21 protein-coding genes are annotated in these 20878 nt (G+C 71.3%); 15 read left to right on the top strand and 6 right to left on the bottom strand.

From position 1 onward, the window contains the following. Both AC1DUE_RS16920 and AC1DUE_RS16925 read right to left on the bottom strand, forming a co-directional pair. A partial coding sequence (locus AC1DUE_RS16920; protein WP_477040582.1) for a hypothetical protein occupies positions 1 to 265 on the bottom strand: 265 nt, incomplete at its 3' end. An 89-nt stretch (positions 266 to 354) separates the two neighbouring features. Further along, a complete protein-coding gene (locus tag AC1DUE_RS16925; protein ID WP_477040583.1) occupies positions 355 to 951 on the bottom strand; it encodes a TetR/AcrR family transcriptional regulator in 597 nt (198 codons plus the stop codon). A 129-nt stretch (positions 952 to 1080) separates the two neighbouring features. On the opposite strand from AC1DUE_RS16925, the gene AC1DUE_RS16930 reads away from it, so the two are divergent. The 3 genes from AC1DUE_RS16930 (at position 1081) to AC1DUE_RS16940 (ending at position 3659) form a co-directional block, all read left to right on the top strand. Next, entirely contained in the window at positions 1081 to 2580 is a 1500-nt protein-coding gene (locus AC1DUE_RS16930) for an MFS transporter (RefSeq protein ID WP_477040584.1), read from the top strand. 156 nt (positions 2581 to 2736) lie between these two features. Further along, positions 2737 to 3204, top strand: a complete 468-nt coding sequence (locus AC1DUE_RS16935) for a nuclear transport factor 2 family protein (protein WP_477040585.1) — start codon at positions 2737 to 2739, stop codon at positions 3202 to 3204. Then, on the top strand, positions 3201 to 3659 hold the full coding sequence (locus AC1DUE_RS16940; RefSeq protein WP_477040586.1) for a VOC family protein: 459 nt from the start codon (positions 3201 to 3203) through the stop codon (positions 3657 to 3659). The genes AC1DUE_RS16935 and AC1DUE_RS16940 overlap by 4 nt, the downstream gene beginning before the upstream one ends. Positions 3660 to 3672: 13 nt before the next feature. Here the strand turns inward: AC1DUE_RS16940 and AC1DUE_RS16945 are convergent, their stop codons facing one another. After that, positions 3673 to 4299 carry a cation efflux transmembrane domain-containing protein gene (locus AC1DUE_RS16945; RefSeq protein WP_477040587.1) on the bottom strand — a complete coding sequence of 209 codons (627 nt, stop codon included), beginning with the start codon at positions 4297 to 4299 and terminating at the stop codon, positions 3673 to 3675. A 45-nt stretch (positions 4300 to 4344) separates the two neighbouring features. Continuing rightward, complete coding sequence (locus AC1DUE_RS16950; RefSeq protein WP_477040588.1) at positions 4345 to 4986, bottom strand: DUF4203 domain-containing protein; 642 nt, start codon at positions 4984 to 4986, stop codon at positions 4345 to 4347. A 164-nt stretch (positions 4987 to 5150) separates the two neighbouring features. Here AC1DUE_RS16950 and AC1DUE_RS16955 point away from each other — a divergent pair, with 164 nt between their 5' ends. After that, the gene (locus AC1DUE_RS16955) at positions 5151 to 5399 is read left to right on the top strand and encodes an SCO4226 family nickel-binding protein (protein WP_477040589.1); all 249 of its coding nucleotides are present in this window, start codon (positions 5151 to 5153) and stop codon (positions 5397 to 5399) included. 168 nt (positions 5400 to 5567) lie between these two features. Here the strand turns inward: AC1DUE_RS16955 and AC1DUE_RS16960 are convergent, their stop codons facing one another. After that, positions 5568 to 6725 carry a LacI family DNA-binding transcriptional regulator gene (locus tag AC1DUE_RS16960; protein WP_477040590.1) on the bottom strand — a complete coding sequence of 386 codons (1158 nt, stop codon included), beginning with the start codon at positions 6723 to 6725 and terminating at the stop codon, positions 5568 to 5570. Beyond that, entirely contained in the window at positions 6722 to 8680 is a 1959-nt protein-coding gene (locus AC1DUE_RS16965; protein ID WP_477040591.1) for a heparinase II/III domain-containing protein, read from the bottom strand. Before AC1DUE_RS16965 ends, AC1DUE_RS16960 begins: the two co-directional genes overlap by 4 nt. Before the next feature lie 162 nt (positions 8681 to 8842). Here AC1DUE_RS16965 and AC1DUE_RS16970 point away from each other — a divergent pair, with 162 nt between their 5' ends. The 11 genes from AC1DUE_RS16970 (at position 8843) to eda (ending at position 20831) form a co-directional block, all read left to right on the top strand. After that, a complete protein-coding gene (locus AC1DUE_RS16970) occupies positions 8843 to 10816 on the top strand; it encodes a DUF2264 domain-containing protein (protein WP_477040592.1) in 1974 nt (657 codons plus the stop codon). 41 nt (positions 10817 to 10857) lie between these two features. After that, positions 10858 to 12198 carry an ABC transporter substrate-binding protein gene (locus tag AC1DUE_RS16975; RefSeq protein ID WP_477040593.1) on the top strand — a complete coding sequence of 447 codons (1341 nt, stop codon included), beginning with the start codon at positions 10858 to 10860 and terminating at the stop codon, positions 12196 to 12198. 22 nt (positions 12199 to 12220) lie between these two features. Continuing rightward, on the top strand, positions 12221 to 13024 hold the full coding sequence (locus AC1DUE_RS16980; protein ID WP_477040594.1) for a carbohydrate ABC transporter permease: 804 nt from the start codon (positions 12221 to 12223) through the stop codon (positions 13022 to 13024). Further along, positions 13024 to 13923, top strand: coding sequence for a carbohydrate ABC transporter permease (locus AC1DUE_RS16985; protein WP_477040595.1), 900 nt, complete (start codon positions 13024 to 13026; stop codon positions 13921 to 13923). Before AC1DUE_RS16980 ends, AC1DUE_RS16985 begins: the two co-directional genes overlap by 1 nt. Then, on the top strand, positions 13920 to 14651 hold the full coding sequence (locus AC1DUE_RS16990; RefSeq protein ID WP_477040596.1) for a DUF624 domain-containing protein: 732 nt from the start codon (positions 13920 to 13922) through the stop codon (positions 14649 to 14651). Before AC1DUE_RS16985 ends, AC1DUE_RS16990 begins: the two co-directional genes overlap by 4 nt. Before the next feature lie 94 nt (positions 14652 to 14745). After that, positions 14746 to 15918 carry a glycoside hydrolase family 88 protein gene (locus AC1DUE_RS16995; RefSeq protein ID WP_477040597.1) on the top strand — a complete coding sequence of 391 codons (1173 nt, stop codon included), beginning with the start codon at positions 14746 to 14748 and terminating at the stop codon, positions 15916 to 15918. 31 nt (positions 15919 to 15949) lie between these two features. After that, positions 15950 to 16822, top strand: a complete 873-nt coding sequence (locus tag AC1DUE_RS17000) for a fumarylacetoacetate hydrolase family protein (RefSeq protein WP_477040598.1) — start codon at positions 15950 to 15952, stop codon at positions 16820 to 16822. Next, entirely contained in the window at positions 16822 to 17640 is an 819-nt protein-coding gene (gene kduI / locus AC1DUE_RS17005; RefSeq protein WP_477040599.1) for a 5-dehydro-4-deoxy-D-glucuronate isomerase, read from the top strand. The genes AC1DUE_RS17000 and kduI overlap by 1 nt, the downstream gene beginning before the upstream one ends. A gap of 26 nt (positions 17641 to 17666) precedes the next feature. Next, a complete protein-coding gene (gene kduD / locus AC1DUE_RS17010; protein ID WP_477040600.1) occupies positions 17667 to 18431 on the top strand; it encodes a 2-dehydro-3-deoxy-D-gluconate 5-dehydrogenase KduD in 765 nt (254 codons plus the stop codon). 1 nt (position 18432) lies between these two features. Next, positions 18433 to 20151: a DapH/DapD/GlmU-related protein gene (locus AC1DUE_RS17015; RefSeq protein WP_477040601.1), complete on the top strand. Its 1719-nt coding sequence runs from the start codon at positions 18433 to 18435 to the stop codon at positions 20149 to 20151. Then, a complete protein-coding gene (gene eda, locus AC1DUE_RS17020) occupies positions 20148 to 20831 on the top strand; it encodes a bifunctional 4-hydroxy-2-oxoglutarate aldolase/2-dehydro-3-deoxy-phosphogluconate aldolase (RefSeq protein ID WP_477040602.1) in 684 nt (227 codons plus the stop codon). The genes AC1DUE_RS17015 and eda overlap by 4 nt, the downstream gene beginning before the upstream one ends. Positions 20832 to 20878: the final 47 nt, after the last annotated feature.

Below are 20878 nucleotides of genomic sequence, written 5' to 3' on the forward strand. Positions count from 1 at the left end.
GTGCGGGGGCAGCCGGCGCCGGTGCGGGCGCGGGCGCAGGGTCGGCCGGGGCTGCCGCGGCGGGCGCCGGAGCGGCCTCGGTCGTCGCGGGAGCGGCGGGCTCGGCCGCTGCCGGGGCGTCCGTCTGCTGCAGGGCGGCGGGCGCCTCCGCCGCGACGGTGGCCGACGACTCCGGCGACCCGGAGGACGACGAGGTGTCCTCGCACCCCGCGACGACCAGGACGGTGAGGAGCGCGGCAAGGAGTGCTCGGGACGCGAATCGCATGCCCTGTCAATCGTCCAACTGGACGCTTGTCTTAATAGCTGGTCGCCGAGACATCTGGGCCATCGGCGGCCATCGGCTGTCGAGGTCCGTCAGCGCGGAGCGAGCAGTGCCGTCAGGAGGTCGTGCACCGGCCCGGACAGGTCCGCCTCGCTCGCCGACGCGAGCGGCTCGACCCCCGTCCAGGACCGCATGATCGAGATGCCGAAGCCGGCCGCGACGACCAGCTGCGCGCCGATCAGCCGACGCTCGTGGTCGAGGTCGCCGGGACGACTGCCGGAGATCGCCGCGAGGCGCTCGGCGAACGACTGCAGCGTCCGGGTGCGGATCTGCTCGGCGTGCTCGTCGCCGGACGTGCGCATGAGGAGCAGCAGCTGGTTGGGGCGGTCGGCCGGCTCGGGGCCGACGAGCTGACTCACGACACGGCCGGCGAGCTGCTCGAGCGTGACCTCCTGCTCCAGCGACCGCTCGAGCTCGTCGGCCGCACCGGTCAGGCACGCCTCGAACAGGCCCTCCTTGGAGCTGAAGTAGCGGCTGATCAGGGCGACATTGACCCCGGCGTCGTCGGCGATGTTGCGCACGGTCGTGGCCGCGTAGCCGTCGGCGGCGAACCGGCGCCGGCCCGCCGCGAGCAGCAGCTGGCGCGTGCCGTCCGCGTCCCGGCGCCGCGGCGCCTCGTCGTCAGTCATCTCGTCCCTCCCGGTGCTGCGCGCCACCGTAGCCTCGCCACCTCTGTGATGTAAACACACGTTGACTTGTCTGGTTGCCCTGGGGTACTACTTGGTCAACAAGCGTTTACATCGAGATGCGGGGACGTCATGTCGCACACCACCACGGAGGCCGGTCCCGGCCCCACCACGGAGACAGGGCGCCCCGGCACTCGGTTCCTGGTCCTGTACCTGTCGCTGGGCGGGCTCGCGTTCGCGGTCCTCCAGTCCCTGGTCGCGCCCGCGCTGCCCGTGCTCGCCGGGGACCTCGGCGTCTCGACCGCCGACGCCAGCTGGATCCTGACGGCCTACCTGCTCGCGGCATCCGTCCTGACGCCGATCCTCGGCCGGCTCGGCGACATGGCCGGCAAGCGCCGCGTCCTCATCGGCGTGCTGACATCGCTGGCGCTGGGCACGCTGCTCGCCGCCCTGGCCCCGAACCTGACCGTGCTGATCATCGCCCGCGTCCTGCAGGGTGCCGCCGGCGCGATCCTGCCGCTGTCGATCGGCATCGTCCGCGACGAGCTCCCCCGCGAGAAGGTCAGCGTCACCGTCGGCCTCCTCTCCGCGATCTTCGGGGTCGGCGCGGGCGTCGGCATCGTCGCGGCCGGCCCGATCGTCGAGAACCTCTCGTGGCACTGGCTCTTCTGGCTGCCGCTCGTCCTGGTCGTCATCGCCCTGCTCGGCGCGATCTTCGGGATGAAGGAGTCGCCGGTGCGCACGCCGGGGCGCCTCGACCTCGTCGGCACCGGGATCCTCACGGTGGGCCTGGTGTCCCTGCTCCTCGCGATCAGCAAGGGTCAGTCCTGGGGCTGGTTCGAGGGCAAGACGCTCGCCCTCTTCGCGGTCGGCGTCGTCGCCCTGGTCGCCTTCGCCCTGGTCGAGCTGCGCGTGACCCAGCCGCTCATCGACATGCGGCTCCTGGCCAACCGCGGCGTGTGGGCCACCGACCTCGTCGCGCTGGCCCTCGGTTTCGCGATGTTCGGCACGTTCCTGCTCGTCCCCACGCTGCTCGAGCTGCCCGTCGAGACCGGCTTCGGGTTCGGCAAGTCCGTCTCGGAGGCGGGCCTGTTCCTGCTGCCGACCGTCATCATGATGGTCATCTTCGGGCCGCTGTCGGGAATCCTGGACCGCAAGTTCGGCCCGAAGGTCCCGCTGACCCTCGGCACCTCGTTCGTCGTCGCCGCCTTCGCCCTGCCCGCGATCGTCCACGACGAGCTCTGGCAGGTCCTCGGTTCGGGCATCCTCACCGGTGCCGGCATCGGACTGGCGTTCGCGGCCATGGCCAACGCCATCATCGAGGCCGTCCCCGCCGCCCAGACGGGCGAGGCCAGCGGCGTGAACGCGATCGCGCGGACCATCGGCAGCAGCATCGGCACCGCCGTCGTGGCCGCCGTCATCACGTCGCAGAGCACCCCCGAGGGCATGCCGACCGACCAGGCGTTCACCTACGGCTTCTGGGTGTGCGCGGGCGTCGCCGTCCTCGCGGTGATCGCCTCGCTCGCCCTGCCGTCGGCTCGGCACCGCCGTGAGCGAGCCCTGGCCGTGGGTGTCAACGACCTGCCGCCCGAGCCCGTCGAGCTGCACCTGCCCCACCCGCACCACGGCTGATCGACCCGACGACGAGGGCTCGCAACCGCGACGGTTCCGGGCCTTCGTCATCGTTCGGAGCCCCTGGGCCTCACATCGCCGGCACCTGCCCGGTCGTACAGCTGTCGGGTCGGTAGCCCCCGGTCGCGACGCTGTCCCGAGATCAAGGAGGCACCCATGCCCGCACCCGACGACGATCTGCTCCGGTCGGTCGCAGACCGGGTCGAGATCGAGGCTCTGCGCGGCGAGTTCTCCGACGCGGCCATGCTGAACGACTACGAGCGCCTCGCCTCCCTGTTCACCCCGGACGGGGCGTTGCGCATGCCCGACATCCCGGCCGAGCTCGTCGGCCGCGAGCAGATCCGTGCCTTCGGACCCCAGCGTCCGGCGGAGTTCCTCATCCAGACGTCGCACCCGGGCGCGCTGCGGATCGACGGCGACACCGCGTCGGGCCGCACCCACATGCACGAGCTCGGACGCTCCCGGGACGGCCGCTCGGTGACCAACTTCGGCGTCTACCACGACCGATACCAGCGGACGCCGGACGGCTGGAAGTTCAGTGAGCGGGTCTACGAGATCGTGTACCTCGACACCACCGCGCTGACCGGATCCCCGTCCGTCGCTCTCGGAAAGGCTTCGTCATGACCTTCAGCACGCACGCCGTCCACCTCACCGTCGACGGAGCGGATGCCGCCTCCCGCTGGTACACCGCGGCGTTCGGCGCTCAGGAGCTCACCCGGATCGTCGTTCCCGGGGACAGGCTCATCCACGTCCAGCTACAGGTCGCAGATCTGCGGATCACCCTGGCCGACGAGTTCCCCGAGCTGGAGTCCTACGGCCCTGCCCACCTCGGCGGCTCGTACGGTGCGATCTACCTGCACACCGACGACATCGACACCGCCTGGGCCCGCGCCGTCGACGCGGGGGCCACCGTGCTGCGGCCGCTGAGCGACGCGTTCTGGGGCGAGCGCGAGGGCCAGGTCCTCGACCCGTTCGGCCACCGTTGGGGGCTCACGCAGCACCTGCAGGACGTCTCCCTCGACGAGCTGCAGCAGCGGGCGACCGCCGCCTTCTCCGCACCGGACCCGCACGCCTCGTGACGTCGAGCCCGGTCTAGTCGATCTCCTCTCCGGCCAGCGCCTTGGCGGCGAGACGCTCTTCCTCGGCGGTCACCCAGACCACCCTGGCGGCGCCGGCGTTCACGACGATGATGACCAGGCCGAGGATCAGGTCAGGCCACCCGGACGCGGTCCACAGGGTCAGGACTCCCATGGCGATGATCGCCAGGTTCACGATCACGTCGTTGCGGGCCGAGAGGAACGCGGCCTTGGCCATCGAGCTGCCCTCGTGCCGGAATCGCGCGAGCACCAGCGCGCTGGCCAGGTTCACCAGCGCGGCCCCGCCCGCGGTCAGGATCAGCGCGCGGGGGCTCGGCGGCGTCGGGTCGCCGATCTTGCTGAAGGCCTCCCACGCCGCGGCGACGGCGGGAACCAGGATGATGCCGGCCATGACCTTGCCGGCCATCGCCTGGCGGCGCAGGGACCAGCCCAGGGCGATGAAGATCAGCAGGTTGATCGCCGTGTCTTCGAGGAAGTCGACGCTGTCGGCGAAGAGGGAGACGGACCCGATGGACACGGCGACCGTGAACTCGACGAAGAAGTAGCCCAGGTTCAGGCCCGCGACGAGCAGAACGGCCCGCCGGAGCCGCACTCGCAGGTCGTCTCTGTCGTCAGGGCTCACGGGCCTCCGCGCTCGACGAAGCTCGTCGAAACGAGCGAACCGCCGTCAGCGACTCTCGGCGACGTACCAGGACTCGCGGATCGTGCGGCGCATCTCGACCCGTTGCCGGGTCTGGGAGACGATCCCGATCAGGGCCAGCGCGAACAGCAGCACCCACCAGAACCAGCTGGTCTCGACGGCGCTGCTGAAGCTGCCCTGCGTGAAGTCGTCGGAGTTCAGGGTGCCCACCAGGAGCATCAGGCCGCCGACGACCGCAACAGCGCCGGCGAGGGCACTGACCACGGCGAGCACGATCATGGGCATGTTCCCGAAGATCGACAGCAGACCGAAGACCGCGCCGATGCCCGCGCCGACCAGGACCGCGATCCAGTTCCAGTCGATCCCCAGGGCGACGACCAGGCCGGCGCCGATCGCGTAGCCGAACGCCGTCATGGCGAGGACCACCGCCACCGCGAAGAAGAAGTAGGCGAGCAGCGCGAAGACGATCGCCAGGACCAAGCCCGATATCCAGCCCAGCACCGTGCCGAGGAACCGCTCGTCCGCCAGCTCTGCGAAGATCCCCGCCCCGACGGCGAACCCGGCGAAGAAGCCCCAGATCGGGATGACGAGCCGCAGCACGAGCTGCCCCGCGAAGAGCATCACGCCCCCGGCGAAGATCGCGAGAATGCCCAACAGGATGTCTGCCATGACTGCAATGTAGGGCTCGTCGCCCTCGGTGCGGTCCGCGACACGGACGAGCCGTCGGGACGACGGGAGCGATGGCCTCCTATCCACCGCCCGCGGCGGGGAGTAGAACTGGGACGAACCGGTGCAAATGGTGCATCGGCCGTTCCCCAGGAGGTGGGATCGACATGCCCAAGTTCATGGACGTTCATCACGGGATGACCGGCATCACGCCCGAGGCGCTCAAGGCCGCGCACCAGGCGGACGTCGACATCCAGGGCGAGGAGGGGGTCGACTTCCAGAGTGCGTGGGGAGACCCGGAGTCGGGGATGGTCTGGTGCGTCTCGGAGGCACCCAACGCCGAAGCGGTCCTGCGCATCCACGAGCGGACCGGTCACCCGGCCGTCGAGATCTACCCGGTGCCGATCGAGGTCTAGCGGCCGGGATCGACGACGTGGGACGACAAAGGCCCCGCACCAGCATCTCCGCTGGTGAGGGGCCTTCGGTGTGAGCCGCCTCAGAGAATCGAGCTCTTGACCTTCTCATGACGAGGTAGGCGAAGGCGCTCGGCATCGACGGTCTCCCCTGACTGTGCGACACCTGGCTCAGCGCGGGCGGGGCTCGACGCGCGCGCGCGGCGCGGCCACGGATTCGCGCATGTTGAGCGAAGGGCTGACGAGCACGCGATGGACGGGGCGCGTCGGGTCCTCGATGCGCGCGGCGAGCAGCTGCATGGCCATCGCCCCGACGGACGTGCGCGACGGGTGGACGGCTGTCAGCGCCGGGCTGAACAAGCCGACGACGGTGTCGTCGTAGGAGATCACCGAGACGTCGTCGGGGATGACGAGGCCGCGCTGTTGCAGGTGCTGCGCGACTCCGATGGCTTCCGAGTCGGCATGCACGAGCAGCGCGGTCGTGCCGGTCGCCAGGATCTGGTCAACGACCTGCTCGAACACGGGGTCCACGTCGAGTGCACCGCCCGTGGGCAGCGACGCATCGACGACATCATCCACCGGAAGTCCCGCATCCGAGCTGGCCTGGAGCCAGCCCCGTCGCACGTGCCGGCTCGTCGGGCTCTCCGTCGACACGATGAGGCCGATACGCCGGTGCCCGGCGTCGACGAGGTGCCGCACGGCGGCCGCGGCGCCCCCGGCGTGGTCGGAGACCACCGATTCGAGCGGCATGTCGTGCGGCGGCGCACTTGCTTCGCGCTCGACGAGCACGACGGGCACGGGAGCGGTGGCGAGCCAGTCGATGGTCTCGCGCGCGTGCGGCGCAGACAGGTTCGGCGCCACGATCAGGCCGTGCAGGTCACCGCTGTCCAGCAACCGCTCGAGCTGGGTGCGGTCGTCGTCGGTGTCGTACGACGAGCCGCGCAGCACGACCCGCATGCCGAGCTCTCGGGCGATCTGGCGGGCGCTGCGCACGATGTCGGGCCAGTAGTAGTCGAGGGCGGGGACCAGCATCCCGATGCTCCGGTCGGTCCTGGGCCCAGAGCCCCCGGCGCCGTCGCCGGTGCGGGGGTCGTGCGCCACGATCAGCTCGGCCGCGTCGTCAGTGCCGGCGAGCGCCGCTGCCCCTCCGTGCACCTTGACGAGCAGCCCCTCGGCGGCGAGCTGGGTGATGTCCCGGCGGACGGTGACGGCAGTGACGTCGAGCAGAGCGGTGAGGTCCGAGATGCGCACGGTGCCGTGGCGGGCGAGCGCATCGAGGATCTGTGCGTGGCGCGAGACCGCGAGGGGGCCGCGTGCGGGGGTGTTCATGCCGGGACGCCCTCGGGCCGGAATCGGACATCCGCGGCGCCCCGGACCGGGTCGTCGAGGGTGAGGGTCAGTCGCACCAGATGATCTCCCCAGACCTGCGTCACGACAGGGTCGTCCAGCTCGCGGCGCTCGACCCGGACGGCGACGACCGCTGCAGACCAGTCGAGCAAGGCCACTCCGGCTCCGTCCAGTGCGCGAACCCGAGCACCGGCGTCGGTGACGTCGTCGAGCTCGCCCGCCAGCACGAGGTGCAGGAGGCTGCGCTCTCCCGGACGCACTGCCGCCAGGTCCCAGGTGTCGGTCACCGTGACGTCGTGACCCCGCCGGAACCGTACTGCACGATGCCAGCGTCCTGCCGCGATACCGGGGTAGGCGGCCGCGATGTCACCCTCCCAGCTGGCCCCGACGTCGTCGACGACCGCGGAGACGTCACGTGCGGCGTGGTTCGCGCCGCTCGCCTGGTCGCGGCCTGCGACGCTCGGGAGGTTGTGCCAGTCAGACCGCATCGTCCAGATCGAGTAGCGGTCGGGGCCGAACGTGTGCGCGGTGTAGGTCGGTCGACCGGGGTCGACGAGGACGGGCACGCCCCGCAGCGCTACGACGAACGCGCCCACGTCGTTGTGGTTGTGGTGCTCGCCGTTGTGGCCGCCCTTGACGGCGACCGTCGTCGGTGGGGGGCCGTCGAACGAGGCGGCGTCGCGGGAGAGAAGGAGCTGCACGGACGGCAGCCACACGTCTCGGACCAACGGGTCCGACCCCGGGCGGACGGCGAGCCACACCGGGTCTGCGGCCGCGCGCAGGAGACGCCCGAGGCCCGCGCGCTCGTCGGCGACAGGCTCGCCGGGTCGCCGATGCGCAGCGGCGTGCGCGACGGCGTCCTGGTCGCCGGCGGCCATGGCAGCGCGGTGCAGCGCGGCCCACGGCTGGTCCTCCGGCGGTCGAGCGGGGCCGTCGGCAGCGTTGAGGTACCACGGACCTCCGAGGTGCATGCGGTGCGGGAACGCGACGGTGGCGACGAGCGCCGGCACGCCGGACGCATCGACGCCGCCGTCGGTCGCGTGGCGCAGCAGGTCGATCGCCTCGAGCGCGCGGCTTGCCCCGTTCCACCAGTACGCGTAACCCTCGTCGACCGCGCCGTCATCAGGCAGGGCCGTCACGTAGCGGTCGATGCCCTCGACGACGAGGCCGACGATCGAGGCACGCTCTGCGGGCTCGGCGAACCGCAGGGCCGCGACGAGCACGTTCCCGTGGATCCACGGGTTCCAGTTGTGCACATCGCCGTCGAGGCCGAGCCAGTGCCAGTCGCGCCGCGCGACGAACGGGTCGAGCACCCGCGTGCGCACCTCGTGCCGGACCCGCGCGCGCAGCCCGGGGTAGCGCTCGTCGAGCACGTCGCCGAGCACGTGGTCGACCCAGGCGAGCTGGCCGGCGACCTCACCGGCTCCCAGATCGAGGAACGGATCGGTGACCGTGGCGACGAGTGCGCCGTGCCGCGCGCGGGTGTCGTCGTGCGCGGGCCAGCACCAGGTGCTCTGCTCGCACAGCGCGGTCACCCCGTCCGCGACCTCATCGATCCACGCCGGGTCGAGCGTCGTGGCGGCGACGACGAGCGCGCGCGAGAGGCGTCGCTGACGAGCACCCACCGCATCCTCGTACTCGGTGCGGTCGCCGTCCCGCCAGTACCGGGCGTAGGCGTGCGCGGTGGGAGTTGGCCACGGCGTCCCAGGCTCACCGGCGGCCCTGACAGCGATGGCCTCGCGGGTGGGGATGTCCAGGGTGCCGTTCGCGTCCCATGCGGCACGGTCGGCGGCCGTGGGGACCGGGAGGACGATGTCGAGCGGAGGTTCACGTCGGTGCGCATCCGACCATGTGCGCCACAGTGCCAGGAGGCCCGTGGCCGGGGCCTCGCCCCGCTCATCGTGCCGGGTGACGGCCGCGCCTGTCGTCGTCGGCATGCTTCTCCATTTCGGCCGCCCCGCTGATCGACTGTGATCGATTGTGAGTGTATCAACCCGATAACGATGTTCCCAACGCTTGACACGGGTCGTTTTTGCGCTGTTACTTTCACCCTGTCATCGAAATGCGATCAGAGTAGATCGCAAACGAAAGGCTGAGCTTTGTCTCACACCCCTGCCGTCTGGTCCCGAGCGGACCTCGCGGCATTCGCCGACCGCATGCTCCTCGCGGTGCGTCCCTACGCCTCCCCGGCTCACGGCCGGGTCACGCTGCCGGGCGCCGAGGGCGGCTACGGCCACGCGGTCGACGGGCTCGAGGGGTTTGCTCGCACGTTCCTGCTGGCGGGGTTCCGACTCGCCGGCGAGCATGGAGAGGACCCGCTCGGCCTCGCCCAGTGGTACGCCGACGGCATCGCTGCGGGAGTCGATCCGGCGGCCGCGGCAGACTCGCCCGAGCGTTGGGTGCGCCTGCCGGAGCACGGGCAGGCAAAGGTGGAGGCCGCGTCGCTCGCCCTCGTCCTCGACATGACGCGTCCCTGGATCTGGGACGGGCTCTCCCCGCTGGTGCAGGAGCAGGTCGTCGACTACCTGAGCCCCGTGGTCGGGGACGCAACCTACCCGCGGAACAACTGGGTGTGGTTCCGGCTCGTCGTCCAGACGTTCCTGCGCTCGGTCGGCGGCCCGTACGACCTGGGTGAGATGGCCGAGGACCTCGCCACGCACGACTCGTTCGTCCGCGCGGACGGCTGGTACTCCGACGGCGCCGAGCGCTCGTACGACCACTACGTCGGCTGGGCGATGCACCTGTACCCGACGCTCTGGGCGAGGATGACCGGCGCGGGCGACCTCGCCGCGCCCCGCGCAGAGCACGACCGCGCGATGCTGGACCGGTTCCTCACGGACGCCGTGCACCTCGTCGGCGGCGACGGGTCTCCGCTCCTGGAGGGCCGCAGCCTCGTCTACCGGTTCGCCGCCGCCGCCCCGTACTGGGTCGGTGCTATCGCGCAGGTCCCCTCGACGCCGCTCGGCCTCCTGCGCCGCGCGGGCACGTCGGTCGTCCAGCACTTCGCCGAGCGCGGCGACCCCGGCGACGACGGCCTGCTCACGATGGGCTGGCGTGGCGAGTGGCGCGAGATCGCGCAGGCCTACTCGGGCCCGTCGTCGCCGTACTGGGCGAGCAAGGGCCTGATCGGCCTCGCACTGCCGGCCGACCACCCCGTATGGACGGCCCCCGACGAGCCGCTGCCCGTGCAGGTCGGCGACACGCTGCTCGCCGTCCGGGCGCCCGGCTGGCTGGTCGCCGGGACTGCCGTCGACGGCGTGGTGCGGGTGGTCAACCACGGCACGGACCACGCCGACGAGGGCGCGCAGGTCGCTGACTCACCCCTGTACACCCGCCTCGGCTACTCGACTGCGACGGTCCCGCCGCTGGACGAGCGGGCATGGCGGGAGCCGGTCGACCAGTCGGTCGTGCTGGTCGACGGCGAGGGCGCCCGTAGCCACCGCGCCGGCATGCGCACGCTCGCCGTGCGCGTGGACGAGACGGCCGCCGGACCCGTCGGGTACGCCGCCTCGGTGGCCGATGCGCACTGGGTCGACGCCGGGCCGCAGCAGGTTCACCACGGCTCCGGCTACACGGGCCGCGTGCGGCCGGCCGGCCGCATCACGGTCCACTCGATCGTGCGTGGGCCGTGGGAGGTGCGCCTCGTCGCGGTCGACGACCTCGCCGCCGAGGCCCGCAGCCTCGTCGTCGGTGGCTGGCCCCTGGCCGGCGTCGACCCACAGGGTCGTGCACTCGGCCCGCACGCCGCCGGCGCTGTCGCCGACGGCCTCACCTCGTCGGTCGTAGCGCTGCTTGGCGCGCCGACCGCGGGGCTGGCGAACCTCCCGGACGCCGGCCCACTCGGCGCGGTCACCGTGGTGCCCTGGCTGGCGTTCGACGCCCGCCCCGGCACGGTGGCCGTCCTGCTCACGTTGACCGGTGCCTCCCTCGGCTCCGGCACGACCGACCCGGCCGCACGGCTGGGTGTCTCGAACGACGGCGCGCTCGTAGACGTGTCCTGGCCCGACGGGGTCACGACGCCGACGCGGCTCGCCGAGAACGTCCCCGGTCCGATCGCCTCGACCGACCGGTAGGGATTTGGGCCATGAGGGCCCCGATCATGAAGGAGCACGCAATGAAGCGTTCAACCCTGGCAGCGGTGGGTATCGCCGCCGTGGTCTCGCTCGGGCTCGCCGCCTGCAGCAGCGGCGGCGGCGACACGTCGTCCGCACCATCGGACGACACGACGACGGCCGACACCACTCCCGTCACCATCTCGTTGTCCGGCTGGAGCCTGGCGACGACCCCGGAGTTCCAGACGCTCGTCGACGGCTTCGAAGCCGCCCACCCGAACGTCACGGTGGAGCTCAAGGAGTACGACGCCGCGAACTACGACACCCAGCTGACGGCCGACCTCGCCGCGGGCTCCGCTCCGGACGTGGTCACCCTGAAGGTCCTCAAGACCTTCCTGACCTACCAGGGAGGCAAGCAGCTCCTCGACATCTCCGACGTGGCCAAGGACCTGTCCGACAACGTGTCGGGTGCCGACAACTACGTCGTCGACGACAAGACCTACGCGATTCCGTACCGCCAGGACTCGTGGCTCCTGTACTACAACAAGGACCTCTTCGACGCTGCCGGTGTCGCGTACCCGGACGGCTCGTGGACGTGGGACGACTACGCCACCACTGCCAAGGAGCTCACGACCAACCTCGCGGCTGCCGGCTCGCCGGCGCTCGGCACCTACCAGCACAGCTGGCAGTCGACCGTCCAGGGCTTCGCGGACGCGCAGTCCCCGGACGTCGACCTGACCGACGGCGACTACTCGTTCCTGAAGCCGTACTACGACCGCGTGCTCGGCCTGCAGAGCGCGGGTGCGCAGGTGGACTACGGGACCGTCACGACGAACAAGCTGACGTACCAGGCCGAGTTCGGCAAGCAGCAGACCGCCATGATGCTGATGGGCTCGTGGTACGTCGCGACCCTGCTCGCGCAGCAGAAGTCCGGTGACGCCGACACGTTCAACTGGGGCATCGCGCCCGCGCCGCAGTTCGACTCGAGCACGACCGGCATGGACAAGACGCCGGTCACGTTCGGTGACCCGACGGGCATGGCGATCAACGCCGCGACCGGCAAGGACGAGAAGAAGCTCGCGGCGGCCAAGCAGTTCATGGCGTACGTCGCCACCCCGGAGGCCGCCAAGGCGCTCGCCGGGATCGGCATCGCCTCGTCCTACCTGGACGACTCGGTCGTCGACGCGTACTTCGCGGTCGACGGAACCCCGACGGACGACCTGTCCAGGTTCGCCTTCGGCACGCACGAGACCAAGCCGGAGAACCCCGTGTCGCCCTACATCTCGGGCATCCAGGACGCGCTCAACGACGCCCACTCGTCGATCATGTCCGGCTCCTCGAGCGTGGACGACGCGATCGCGGCGGCCACGAAGCAGATCAAGGACCAGGTCCTGACCAACTAGTCCGGGCCAGGGGGGCTTCGCCGTGCTGACCCTCATCCCGGTCGTCACGCTCTTCTACTACGCGTTCACCGACTGGAACGTGTTCGGCGGGGCGACGTTCACCGGCCTCGACAACTTCCGCCGGATGATCCACGACGCCGCGTTCTGGACCTCGTTCTGGAACACGGTCTACTACGCCGCCCTGCACATCCCGCTCACGCTGGTGATCGCGCTCGGCCTGGCGCTCCTGCTCAACCGCAAGATGCGCGGCGTCGCGTTCTTCCGGACGGCCGCCTTCTTCCCCTACATCACCTCGATCGTCGCGATCGCCGTGGTGTGGAACACGCTGTTCTCGCCCGAGTTCGGTCCGATCAACCAGTTCCTGCGCCTGATCGGGATCGACAACCCGCCCGGCTGGACGGCCTCGGCGACGTGGTCGATGCCGGCGGTGATCATCGTCGGGACCTGGCGCGAGGTGGGCTACTACATGCTCCTGTTCCTCGCCGGTCTGCAGACGATCCCGCGGGAGCTCTACGAGGCCGCGCGGATGGACGGCGCCAACGCCTGGCACCAGTTCCGGAACGTCACGCTCCCGTCGCTGCGGCCGACCACCTTCTTCGTGACGATCATCCTGACGATCGGCAGCTTCAAGGTGTTCGACCTGATCCTCGTGATGACGCAGGGCGGCCCGGGCACCTCGACGCTCGTGCTCTCGCAGTTCATCTACAAGAAGGGCTTCCAGGAGAACCAGTTCGGCTACGCCTCGGCCGTCGCTCTCGTGCTCTTCGCGATCTGCATCGCCGTGACGATCGTGCAGTTCGTCGTCAACAAGCGGAGGGACCGCTGATGGCCACCATGTCGATCCCGCCACTGACCGAGCTCGGCGCGGTAGGTGGCGACCCTGAGCGGCCCCGCCGCCGCAAGCCCCGCACCGTGCTCGGTCAGGTACTGCTCTACCTCGCGCTGATCGTCGCTGCCGTCGGCGTGCTGCTGCCGTTCTACTGGATGGTCATCAGCTCGTTGAAGGAGAACAACGACGTCTTCACGGTGCCGATCCAGTGGATCCCGGACCCCGCCGTCTGGTCGAACTACGTCGACATCTTCGCGAAGTCCGACATGACGACGTGGCTGAAGAACACGGTCATCCTCTCGGTCGCGGTGACGATCCTGCAGGTGCTCACCGGGTCCTTCGCCGCGTACGGGTTCGCGAAGGTGCGCTTTCCCGGACGAGACGTGCTGTTCCTCGTCTACATCGGCACGATCGCCGTTCCGTGGCAGTCGTACATGATCCCGCAGTTCATCCTGTTCTCGAAGCTGCACCTGTCGAACACCCTCTGGTCGATCGTCGCGCTGCAGGCGTTCGGTGCGTTCGGTGTCTTCTTGATGAAGCAGTTCTTCGAGACGATCCCCGAGGACCTGTCCGAGGCGGCGCGGATCGACGGCCTCTCGGAGTACGGCATCTGGCGGCGGATCATGCTGCCGCTGTCTGTTCCTGCTCTCGCCAGCCTCGCGCTGCTGACCTTCACGAACACCTGGAACGACTACCTCGGGCCACTGATCTATCTGCGCAGCCCGAACCTGTGGACCATCCAGCTCGGCCTGCGCACCTTCATCGACCAGTTCAACGCGGAGTACGCGCTGATCTTCACGGGGTCGGTGATCTCGGTGCTGCCCATCGCGCTGCTGTTCATGTTCGGGCAGCGGTACTTCATCGAGGGCATCGCGACGTCGGGGATGAAGGGATGAGCGCGGCCGTTGGGTCCCCGACCCGTCCCGCACGTCGACACCTCGTCGGGTTCGACACGTACACGCTCGTGTTCGGCCTGGTGTACGCGGCGCTCGCGACGAACATCTCGCTGGTCGTCGCGGGGGCGCCGCTGGTCGTCGGCCTCGTCACGATGGACCCTGCTCGGTCCTGGCCGGCGCTCGCACTCGTCGCGCCGCTGGCCGCGCCGGGGCTGGTCGCCGCGTTCACGGTGTTCGGCGCCTTCTCCGCCGACTCGACCGCACCGATCCTGCGCACGTTCTGGCGCGCGTGGCGGCGGTCGTTCCGCAAGGCGTCGGTCATCGCCGCGATGGTCGTCGCCGGCGTGGTCGTGCCCCTCGTCGACGTCCGGGCCGTGTGGGAGATGCGGATCGGCGCGCTCGCCGTGCCCGTGTTCGTCACGCTGGCCGTGCTCTGCGCGGTGACGGGGCTCTACGCGCTCGTGCTCCTCGCTGCCCGGCCGGATGCCCGGCTGCGCGACCTGCTGCGGGTCGGGCTCTTCCTGTCCGTGCGGCGGTGGTACCTGACCGCGCTCAGCGCCGTGGTCGTGGGGCTCGGGCTCACCTTCCTCGCCGCGAAGCCGGCACTCGCGCTCGGGCTCGCCGCTGCACCCCTGCTCTACGTCGTGTGGGCGAACACGCGGTTCGCGGCCCGACCCGCGCTGGGCGAGCCGCGCGAGACAGGCGACGGGGCTGCCATCGCGCCGTGACCTGCCGTGCTGCCCAGGCACCACGCCCTGCCCCGCCCGCGCCCCTGCGCGACCCCAGATCACAGGCGCCGACGCGCCGCAGAAGGAGCCACCCATGACTACCACCGACCGAGCGGTCGCGGGCCTCGACGAGGCCGTCGCGACCGTCCGGGCCAACCTCGCGCCCTTCGCGACGTGGTGGCCGGGAGACACGACGACGGACGGCACGTACCTGCCCCGTCGTCCCGCCGACGGCGGAGGCGAGGGCGAGAACACGGGGTGGACGACGAGCTTCTGGACGGGCCAGGTGTGGCTCGCGTGGCAGCTGACCGGCGACGACGTCTTCCGGGCGGTAGGCGCGGCGCACGCCGAGGACTTCGCACGACGGATGCGCGAGCACGTCGGCGTCGACACCCACGACCTCGGCTTCCTCTACACGTTGTCGAGCGTCGTCCCGTGGCGCCTGCTCGGCGACGAGGAAGCTCGCGGGGCGGCGCTCGCGGCTGCCGACCACCTGATGACCCGGTTCCTCGAGCCTGCTGGGATCGTGCAGGCGTGGGGTGACGTCGGTGAGGCGGGCCAGCACGGCCGCACGATCATCGACAGCCTGATGAACATGCCGTTGCTGTACTGGGCCAGCGAGCAGACGGGCGACCCTCGGTACGAGCGGGCCGCTCGACGGCACACCGCCCAGCTGCGCGACCACATCGTCCGCGCGGACGGCACGACGTTCCACACGTTCCACTGGGACCCGGTCAGCGGCGAGGCACTGCGCGGCACGACGGCCCAGGGCTTCCACGACGGGTCCTGCTGGGCGCGCGGCCAGGCGTGGGGCGTCTACGGGTTTGCGATGGCTCATCGGTTCACCGGCGACCCGTCGTTCCGTGAGACGGCTGTGACGCTCGCCGACTACTTCCTCGACCACCTGCCGGCCGACCGAGTGTGCTCCTGGGACCTGGTCTTCACCGACGACCCGACGCAGCCGCGGGACAGCTCGGCTGCGGCGATCGTCGTCAACGGGCTCGTCGAGCTTGCTGACGCGTTGGACACCGACCCCGCGACGGCACCGTCCGCCGCCCGCTACCGCAAGGCCGCCGACGAGATCCTCGACGCTCTCGTCGCCGGGTACGCCACCCGGGCCGGCGAGCCCGGCACCGCCCTGCTCGAGCACGCCGTGTACGACATGCCGAAGGGGATCGGCGTCGACGAGGGCTGCCTGTGGGGCGACTACTACTACCTCGAGGCGCTCATGCGCCGCGCCCGGCCGGACTGGGCGACGTTCTGGTGAGCCCGACGAGCGGGAGCGCACCGTGCGGCTGGTGACGTTCGAGCGCGCAGGCGAGACCGGCACCGGGGTCCTCCTGCCCGGCGACCGGCTGCTGGACGTCTCCAGCCTTGCACCGAGTCCGGTCGCTCTGGCGGCGTCGCCGGCCGCCGCAGCCGCGGCGCGTGCCGCGGTCGCGACGCCCGACCCGGCGAGGGTGCACGCGGTGACCGACGTCCGCCTGCTCGCGCCCGTGCCGCGGCCGGGCGCGATCTGGTGCATCGGCTACAACTACCGCGGGCACACCGCGGTCGAGGATCCGCCGTTTCCGGACGTCTTCGTCAAGACCTCGAACACGGTGGTCGGGCCTGACGAGCCCGTCATCCTGCCGCGGGCGAGCGTCGAGGTCGACTACGAGGCCGAGCTCGCGGTCGTCATCGGGACGACAGCGCACGACGTGACGCCGGAGCGGGCGCTGGAGCACGTCGCCGGCTACACCGTGTTCGACGACGTCTCCGCGCGGGACTGGCAGCGGCGCACCTCGCAGTGGGTGCTCGGCAAGTCGTTCGACACGTTCGGGCCGATGGGCCCCGCGCTGGTGACGGTCGACGAGGTGCCCGACCCCCAGGACCTCACGGTCCAGCTGCGGTGCAACGGCGAGCTGACGGTGTCGAGCCATACGTCGAGGATGGTGTTCCCGGTCGCGTTCCTCGTGTCCTACCTCAGCCAGGTCGCGACCCTCCAGCCCGGTGACGTGATCGCGACCGGTACACCGCAGAAGCTCCCGGACGCGCTGGAGCACCAGCGAGCGCTGCGCGACGGCGACGAGTGCGCGATCACGATCGGCCACCTCGGCACGCTGACCCACACGTTCCGCACCGCGCCCGGCGCGACGACGACCTACGAGAACGACGAAGGAGAGCACTGATGACCCTCACACGCTTGTGGAGCACGCACCCCGACGACCTGTCCCATGTGGATGGCGCCACCCTGCGCGAGAGGTTCGTGCTGTCCGGGCTGTTCACGCCCGGCGAGGCGTCCTGGGGTTACGCGCACGACGACCGTCTGCTCGTCGGAGGTGCCGTGCTCGACGGGCGACCGGTTACGCTGACGGCCCCGGACGAGATCGCCGCCGAGCACCTTCTCGATCGACGCGAGCTGGCGATCGTCGGCCTGGCCGGCGCGGTGCAGGTGGCGGCGGACGACGAGTCCTTCGCGGTCGGTCATCATGACGTGCTCTACCTGCCCATGGGGACGCGCAGCATCACGCTCTCGGGCGAGGGTGTGGTCTACCTGGTCTCTGCCCCGGCGCACCGTCGGACGGCGGCCGCGGTCGCCTCGCGCGACGAGGTGGTGGCGGTACGGCTGGGCGCGCCCGAGCGGTCCAACGACCGCACGATCCGCAAGTACGTGCATGCCGAAGGGATCGAGTCGAACCAGCTCGTGCTCGGCATCACCACCCTCGAGCCCGGCAGCGTGTGGAACACGATGCCGCCGCACGTGCACGCACGACGTACGGAGGTCTACCTGTACGACGGGCTCGGCGACGACGTCCTCGTCCACCTCATGGGCCGGCCGGACGAGACCCGGCACCTCCTGCTGCACGACCGAGACGTCGTCGTCTCGCCGCCGTGGTCCATCCACACGGCGTCCGCGACCGGCGCGTACTCCTTCGTCTGGGCGATGGCTGGAGAGAACGTCGACTACGGCGACGTCGTCGCCGTCGACCCGACCGACCTGCGCTGAGCGCGTCGACGACTCGAGGTGGACCCATGATCCTGGACAGCTTCTCGTTGCGCGGCAAGGTCGCGCTCGTCACCGGCGCGGGCCGCGGGCTCGGGCAGGGAATCGCGATCGCGCTGGCCGAGGCCGGCGCCGACGTGGCGCTGCTCGATCGCAGCGGGGCCGCCGAGACCGTCACGGCGGTCGAGGCGCTCGGCCGTCGGGCCCTGCCGATCGCGCAGGACCTCCTCACGGCAGGTACCGACGACCTCGCGGCCACGGTCGCGCACGTCGTCGACGGCCTCGGCAGGCTCGACGTGCTCGTCAACAACGCCGGGATCATCCGGCGCCGTCCGGCGATCGAGTTCTCCGAGGAGGACTGGGACGACGTCCTGCAGGTCAACCTCAAGGTCGTCTTCTTCCTCTCCCAGGCGGCGGCCCGGGTGATGACGCCGGCCGGTGGCGGCAAGATCGTCAACGTCGCGTCGATGCTCTCGTTCCAGGGCGGGCGGAACATCGCGTCCTACACAGCCGCGAAGTCCGGGGTCGCGGGCATCACACGCGCGCTCGCCAACGAGTGGGCGCCGCACGACGTCAATGTCAACGCGATCGCGCCGGGCTACTTCGCGACAGACAACACCGCGCCGCTCCGCGCCGACGAGGGCCGGTCGGCGGGGATCCTCGCGCGCATCCCGGTCGGCCGCTGGGGCACCCCGGCCGACCTGCAGGGTGCGGTCGTGTTCCTCGCCTCGGCCGCGTCGGACTACGTGCACGGCACGGTGCTGCCCGTCGACGGCGGCTGGCTGGCCAGCTGACGTGGCCGACGACGTGCCGACGAGCGTGACGACGGGCCCCCTCGACGGCGACGGGCTGATCCCCGCGTGGGAGTTCGAGCCATGGCGGATCGACGAGATCACGACGCCCGCGCAACGCGCGGAGCTGGCCGCTCGCGTGGCTGCGCTGCGGGCGGCCGGGCACGCGATCGGCGACGGCGCGACGGTCTCCCGGCTCGCCGTGGTCGACGGCGCACGCCTACGCCTGGGTGACCGGTCCTACGTCGCGGCGTTCGCGCACGTCACGGGAGACGTCGAGGTCGGTGACGACTGCTCGGTCAACGTCGGCGTGGTGCTTCGCGGTCCGGTGCGGCTCGGTCGCGCCGTGCGGATCGGGACGCATGCTGCCCTCGTCGGCTTCGACCACGGCTTCGCCGACCCGGGTACGGAGATCTTCCGGCAGCCGCTGACGAGCCGGGGCATCGAGGTCGGCGACGACGTCTGGATCGGCGCGCACGCCCTCGTTCGCGACGGCGTCCGCATCGGCGCGCACAGCGTCGTCGGAGCCGGCGCGGTCGTGACGCGCGATGTGCCGGAGGGCTCCGTCGTCGTCGGAAACCCTGCGCGCATCGTGCGCTCGCGGCTGGGTGCGTCGTCCGCGGGGCTCGGTCCGAGGCTGCGAGAGCTGGGTGAGCGGGCTCGGGCCGACGTCGCGACGATCCTCGACGACGCCTATGTCGATGGCGCCTACCGTGACCGTAAGGGTGCAACGCCGACGGTCCGGGCGCACTCCGACGCGATCGAGCTGGCCGAGCTGTGGGCGGGGACCGTCCCCGCGGCGATGTCTCGCGACGAGCACATCGCCGCGCTCCGGGGCCTGCAGGACTCGACGGACGGGCTCGTACCCGAGCTCGGCAAGGCGCACCACCCTGCTCCCGCGCGTGCTCTGCCCGACGGCGACCACGCCTACCACGTGCTCTGCGTCGGGTACGCGCTCGAGCTGTTGGGCAGCGAGTTCGCTCATCCCGTGCACGCCGTGCTGGATCTGCCCGCCGACCGTCTCGTCCGTCTGCTCGACGCGCTCGACTGGCGTGGCGGGGCGTGGGGCGCCGGCGCAACCCTCGACGCGGTCGGCACCGCGCTCACGTGGGCGCGGCTCGCCGACCCTGGAGCCGGCACAGGGCTCTTCGAGGCCGTGACCGGCTGGGTGCTGTCGCGGCGCGACGCCGGCACCGGCCTCTGGGGCTCGACGGCGGGCGGGCTGCGCGAGCCGGTCAACGGCACGTACCGGCTCCTTCGCGGGACGCTCGCGCAGTGGGACGTCCCTGGAGGGTCGCCGCGCGCACTCGTCGACACGCTCCTGCGCCGCGCCGCCGAGCTGCCGCACGATGCCGGCGCATGCGACCTCCTGGACGTAGCGCAGCCCCTGTGGTGGGCGGCTCGCACCGAGCCCGGGTACCGCCGCGACGGCGTGGTCGCGGCGGCGACGGCCGTGCTCGAGCGGTCGCTGGTCGGCTGGCGTACCGGTGAGGGCTGGGCGTTCGCCCCCTCCGAGCCGCCGTCGCTCATGGGCACGGAGCTGTGGGCCGCGACCACCTGGTTCGCCGCCGACCTGCTCGGCCTCGCCGACGAGCTCGGCTACCGCCCGCGCGGTGTCCACCGCCCTGAGCCACGCCTCCACCTGGGCGCTCCGCCCGCTCCGGCAGCGAACCCCACGACCGGGCGATCCCCCGCCCGTCTGACGACGAGCGAGGACAGATGAGCACCGGCACGACCCCGGAGCCCGCGGTCGGATCTGCGACGACCTCCGACATCCTCGAGCTGCTGGCCCAGCACACCCTCGTGCCGGTCGTCGTCATCGACGACGCCACCGACGCGGACGCGCTCGGCGCCGCGCTCGTCGACGGCGGCCTGCCGGTCGCCGAGGTGACCTTCCGCACCCCGGCGGCCGCTGATGCCATCCGGGTGCTCCGCGACCGCGGAGACGTGCTCGTCGGCGCCGGCACGGTGCTGACCCCCGCACAGGTCGACGAGGCCGTCGCCGCGGGTGCCTCGTACGTCGTCTCTCCCGGCACGAGCCGCGCGGTCGTCGAGCGCTGCCTCGAGCGCGGCGTCCTGCCGCTCCCCGGTGCGGTGACCGCCACCGAGGTACAAGCCGCCCTCGAGCTCGGGCTGAGCACGGTGAAGTTCTTCCCCGCGGCCACCAGCGGCGGACCTGCTGCGATCGCCGCTCTGGCGGCGCCATTCGGTGACCTGCGGTTCGTCCCCACCGGCGGGATCGGGCCGGGGAACCTCGACCAGTACCTCGCCCTCTCCTGCGTGGCAGCAGTCGGTGGCTCGTGGATGGTTCCGCGTGCTGCCGTCCGCGCCCGCGCCGGCCAGGAGATCCGGACCCTGGTCGCCGATGCCGTCGCCCTAGCCGCAGGCCTGCGTACCCACTGAGCGCACGAAGGAAGAACCGAGCGATCAGGCCGGGGCCAGCGTTCATC

The sequence above is a fragment of the Cellulomonas sp. P4_A2 genome (assembly GCF_056402515.1).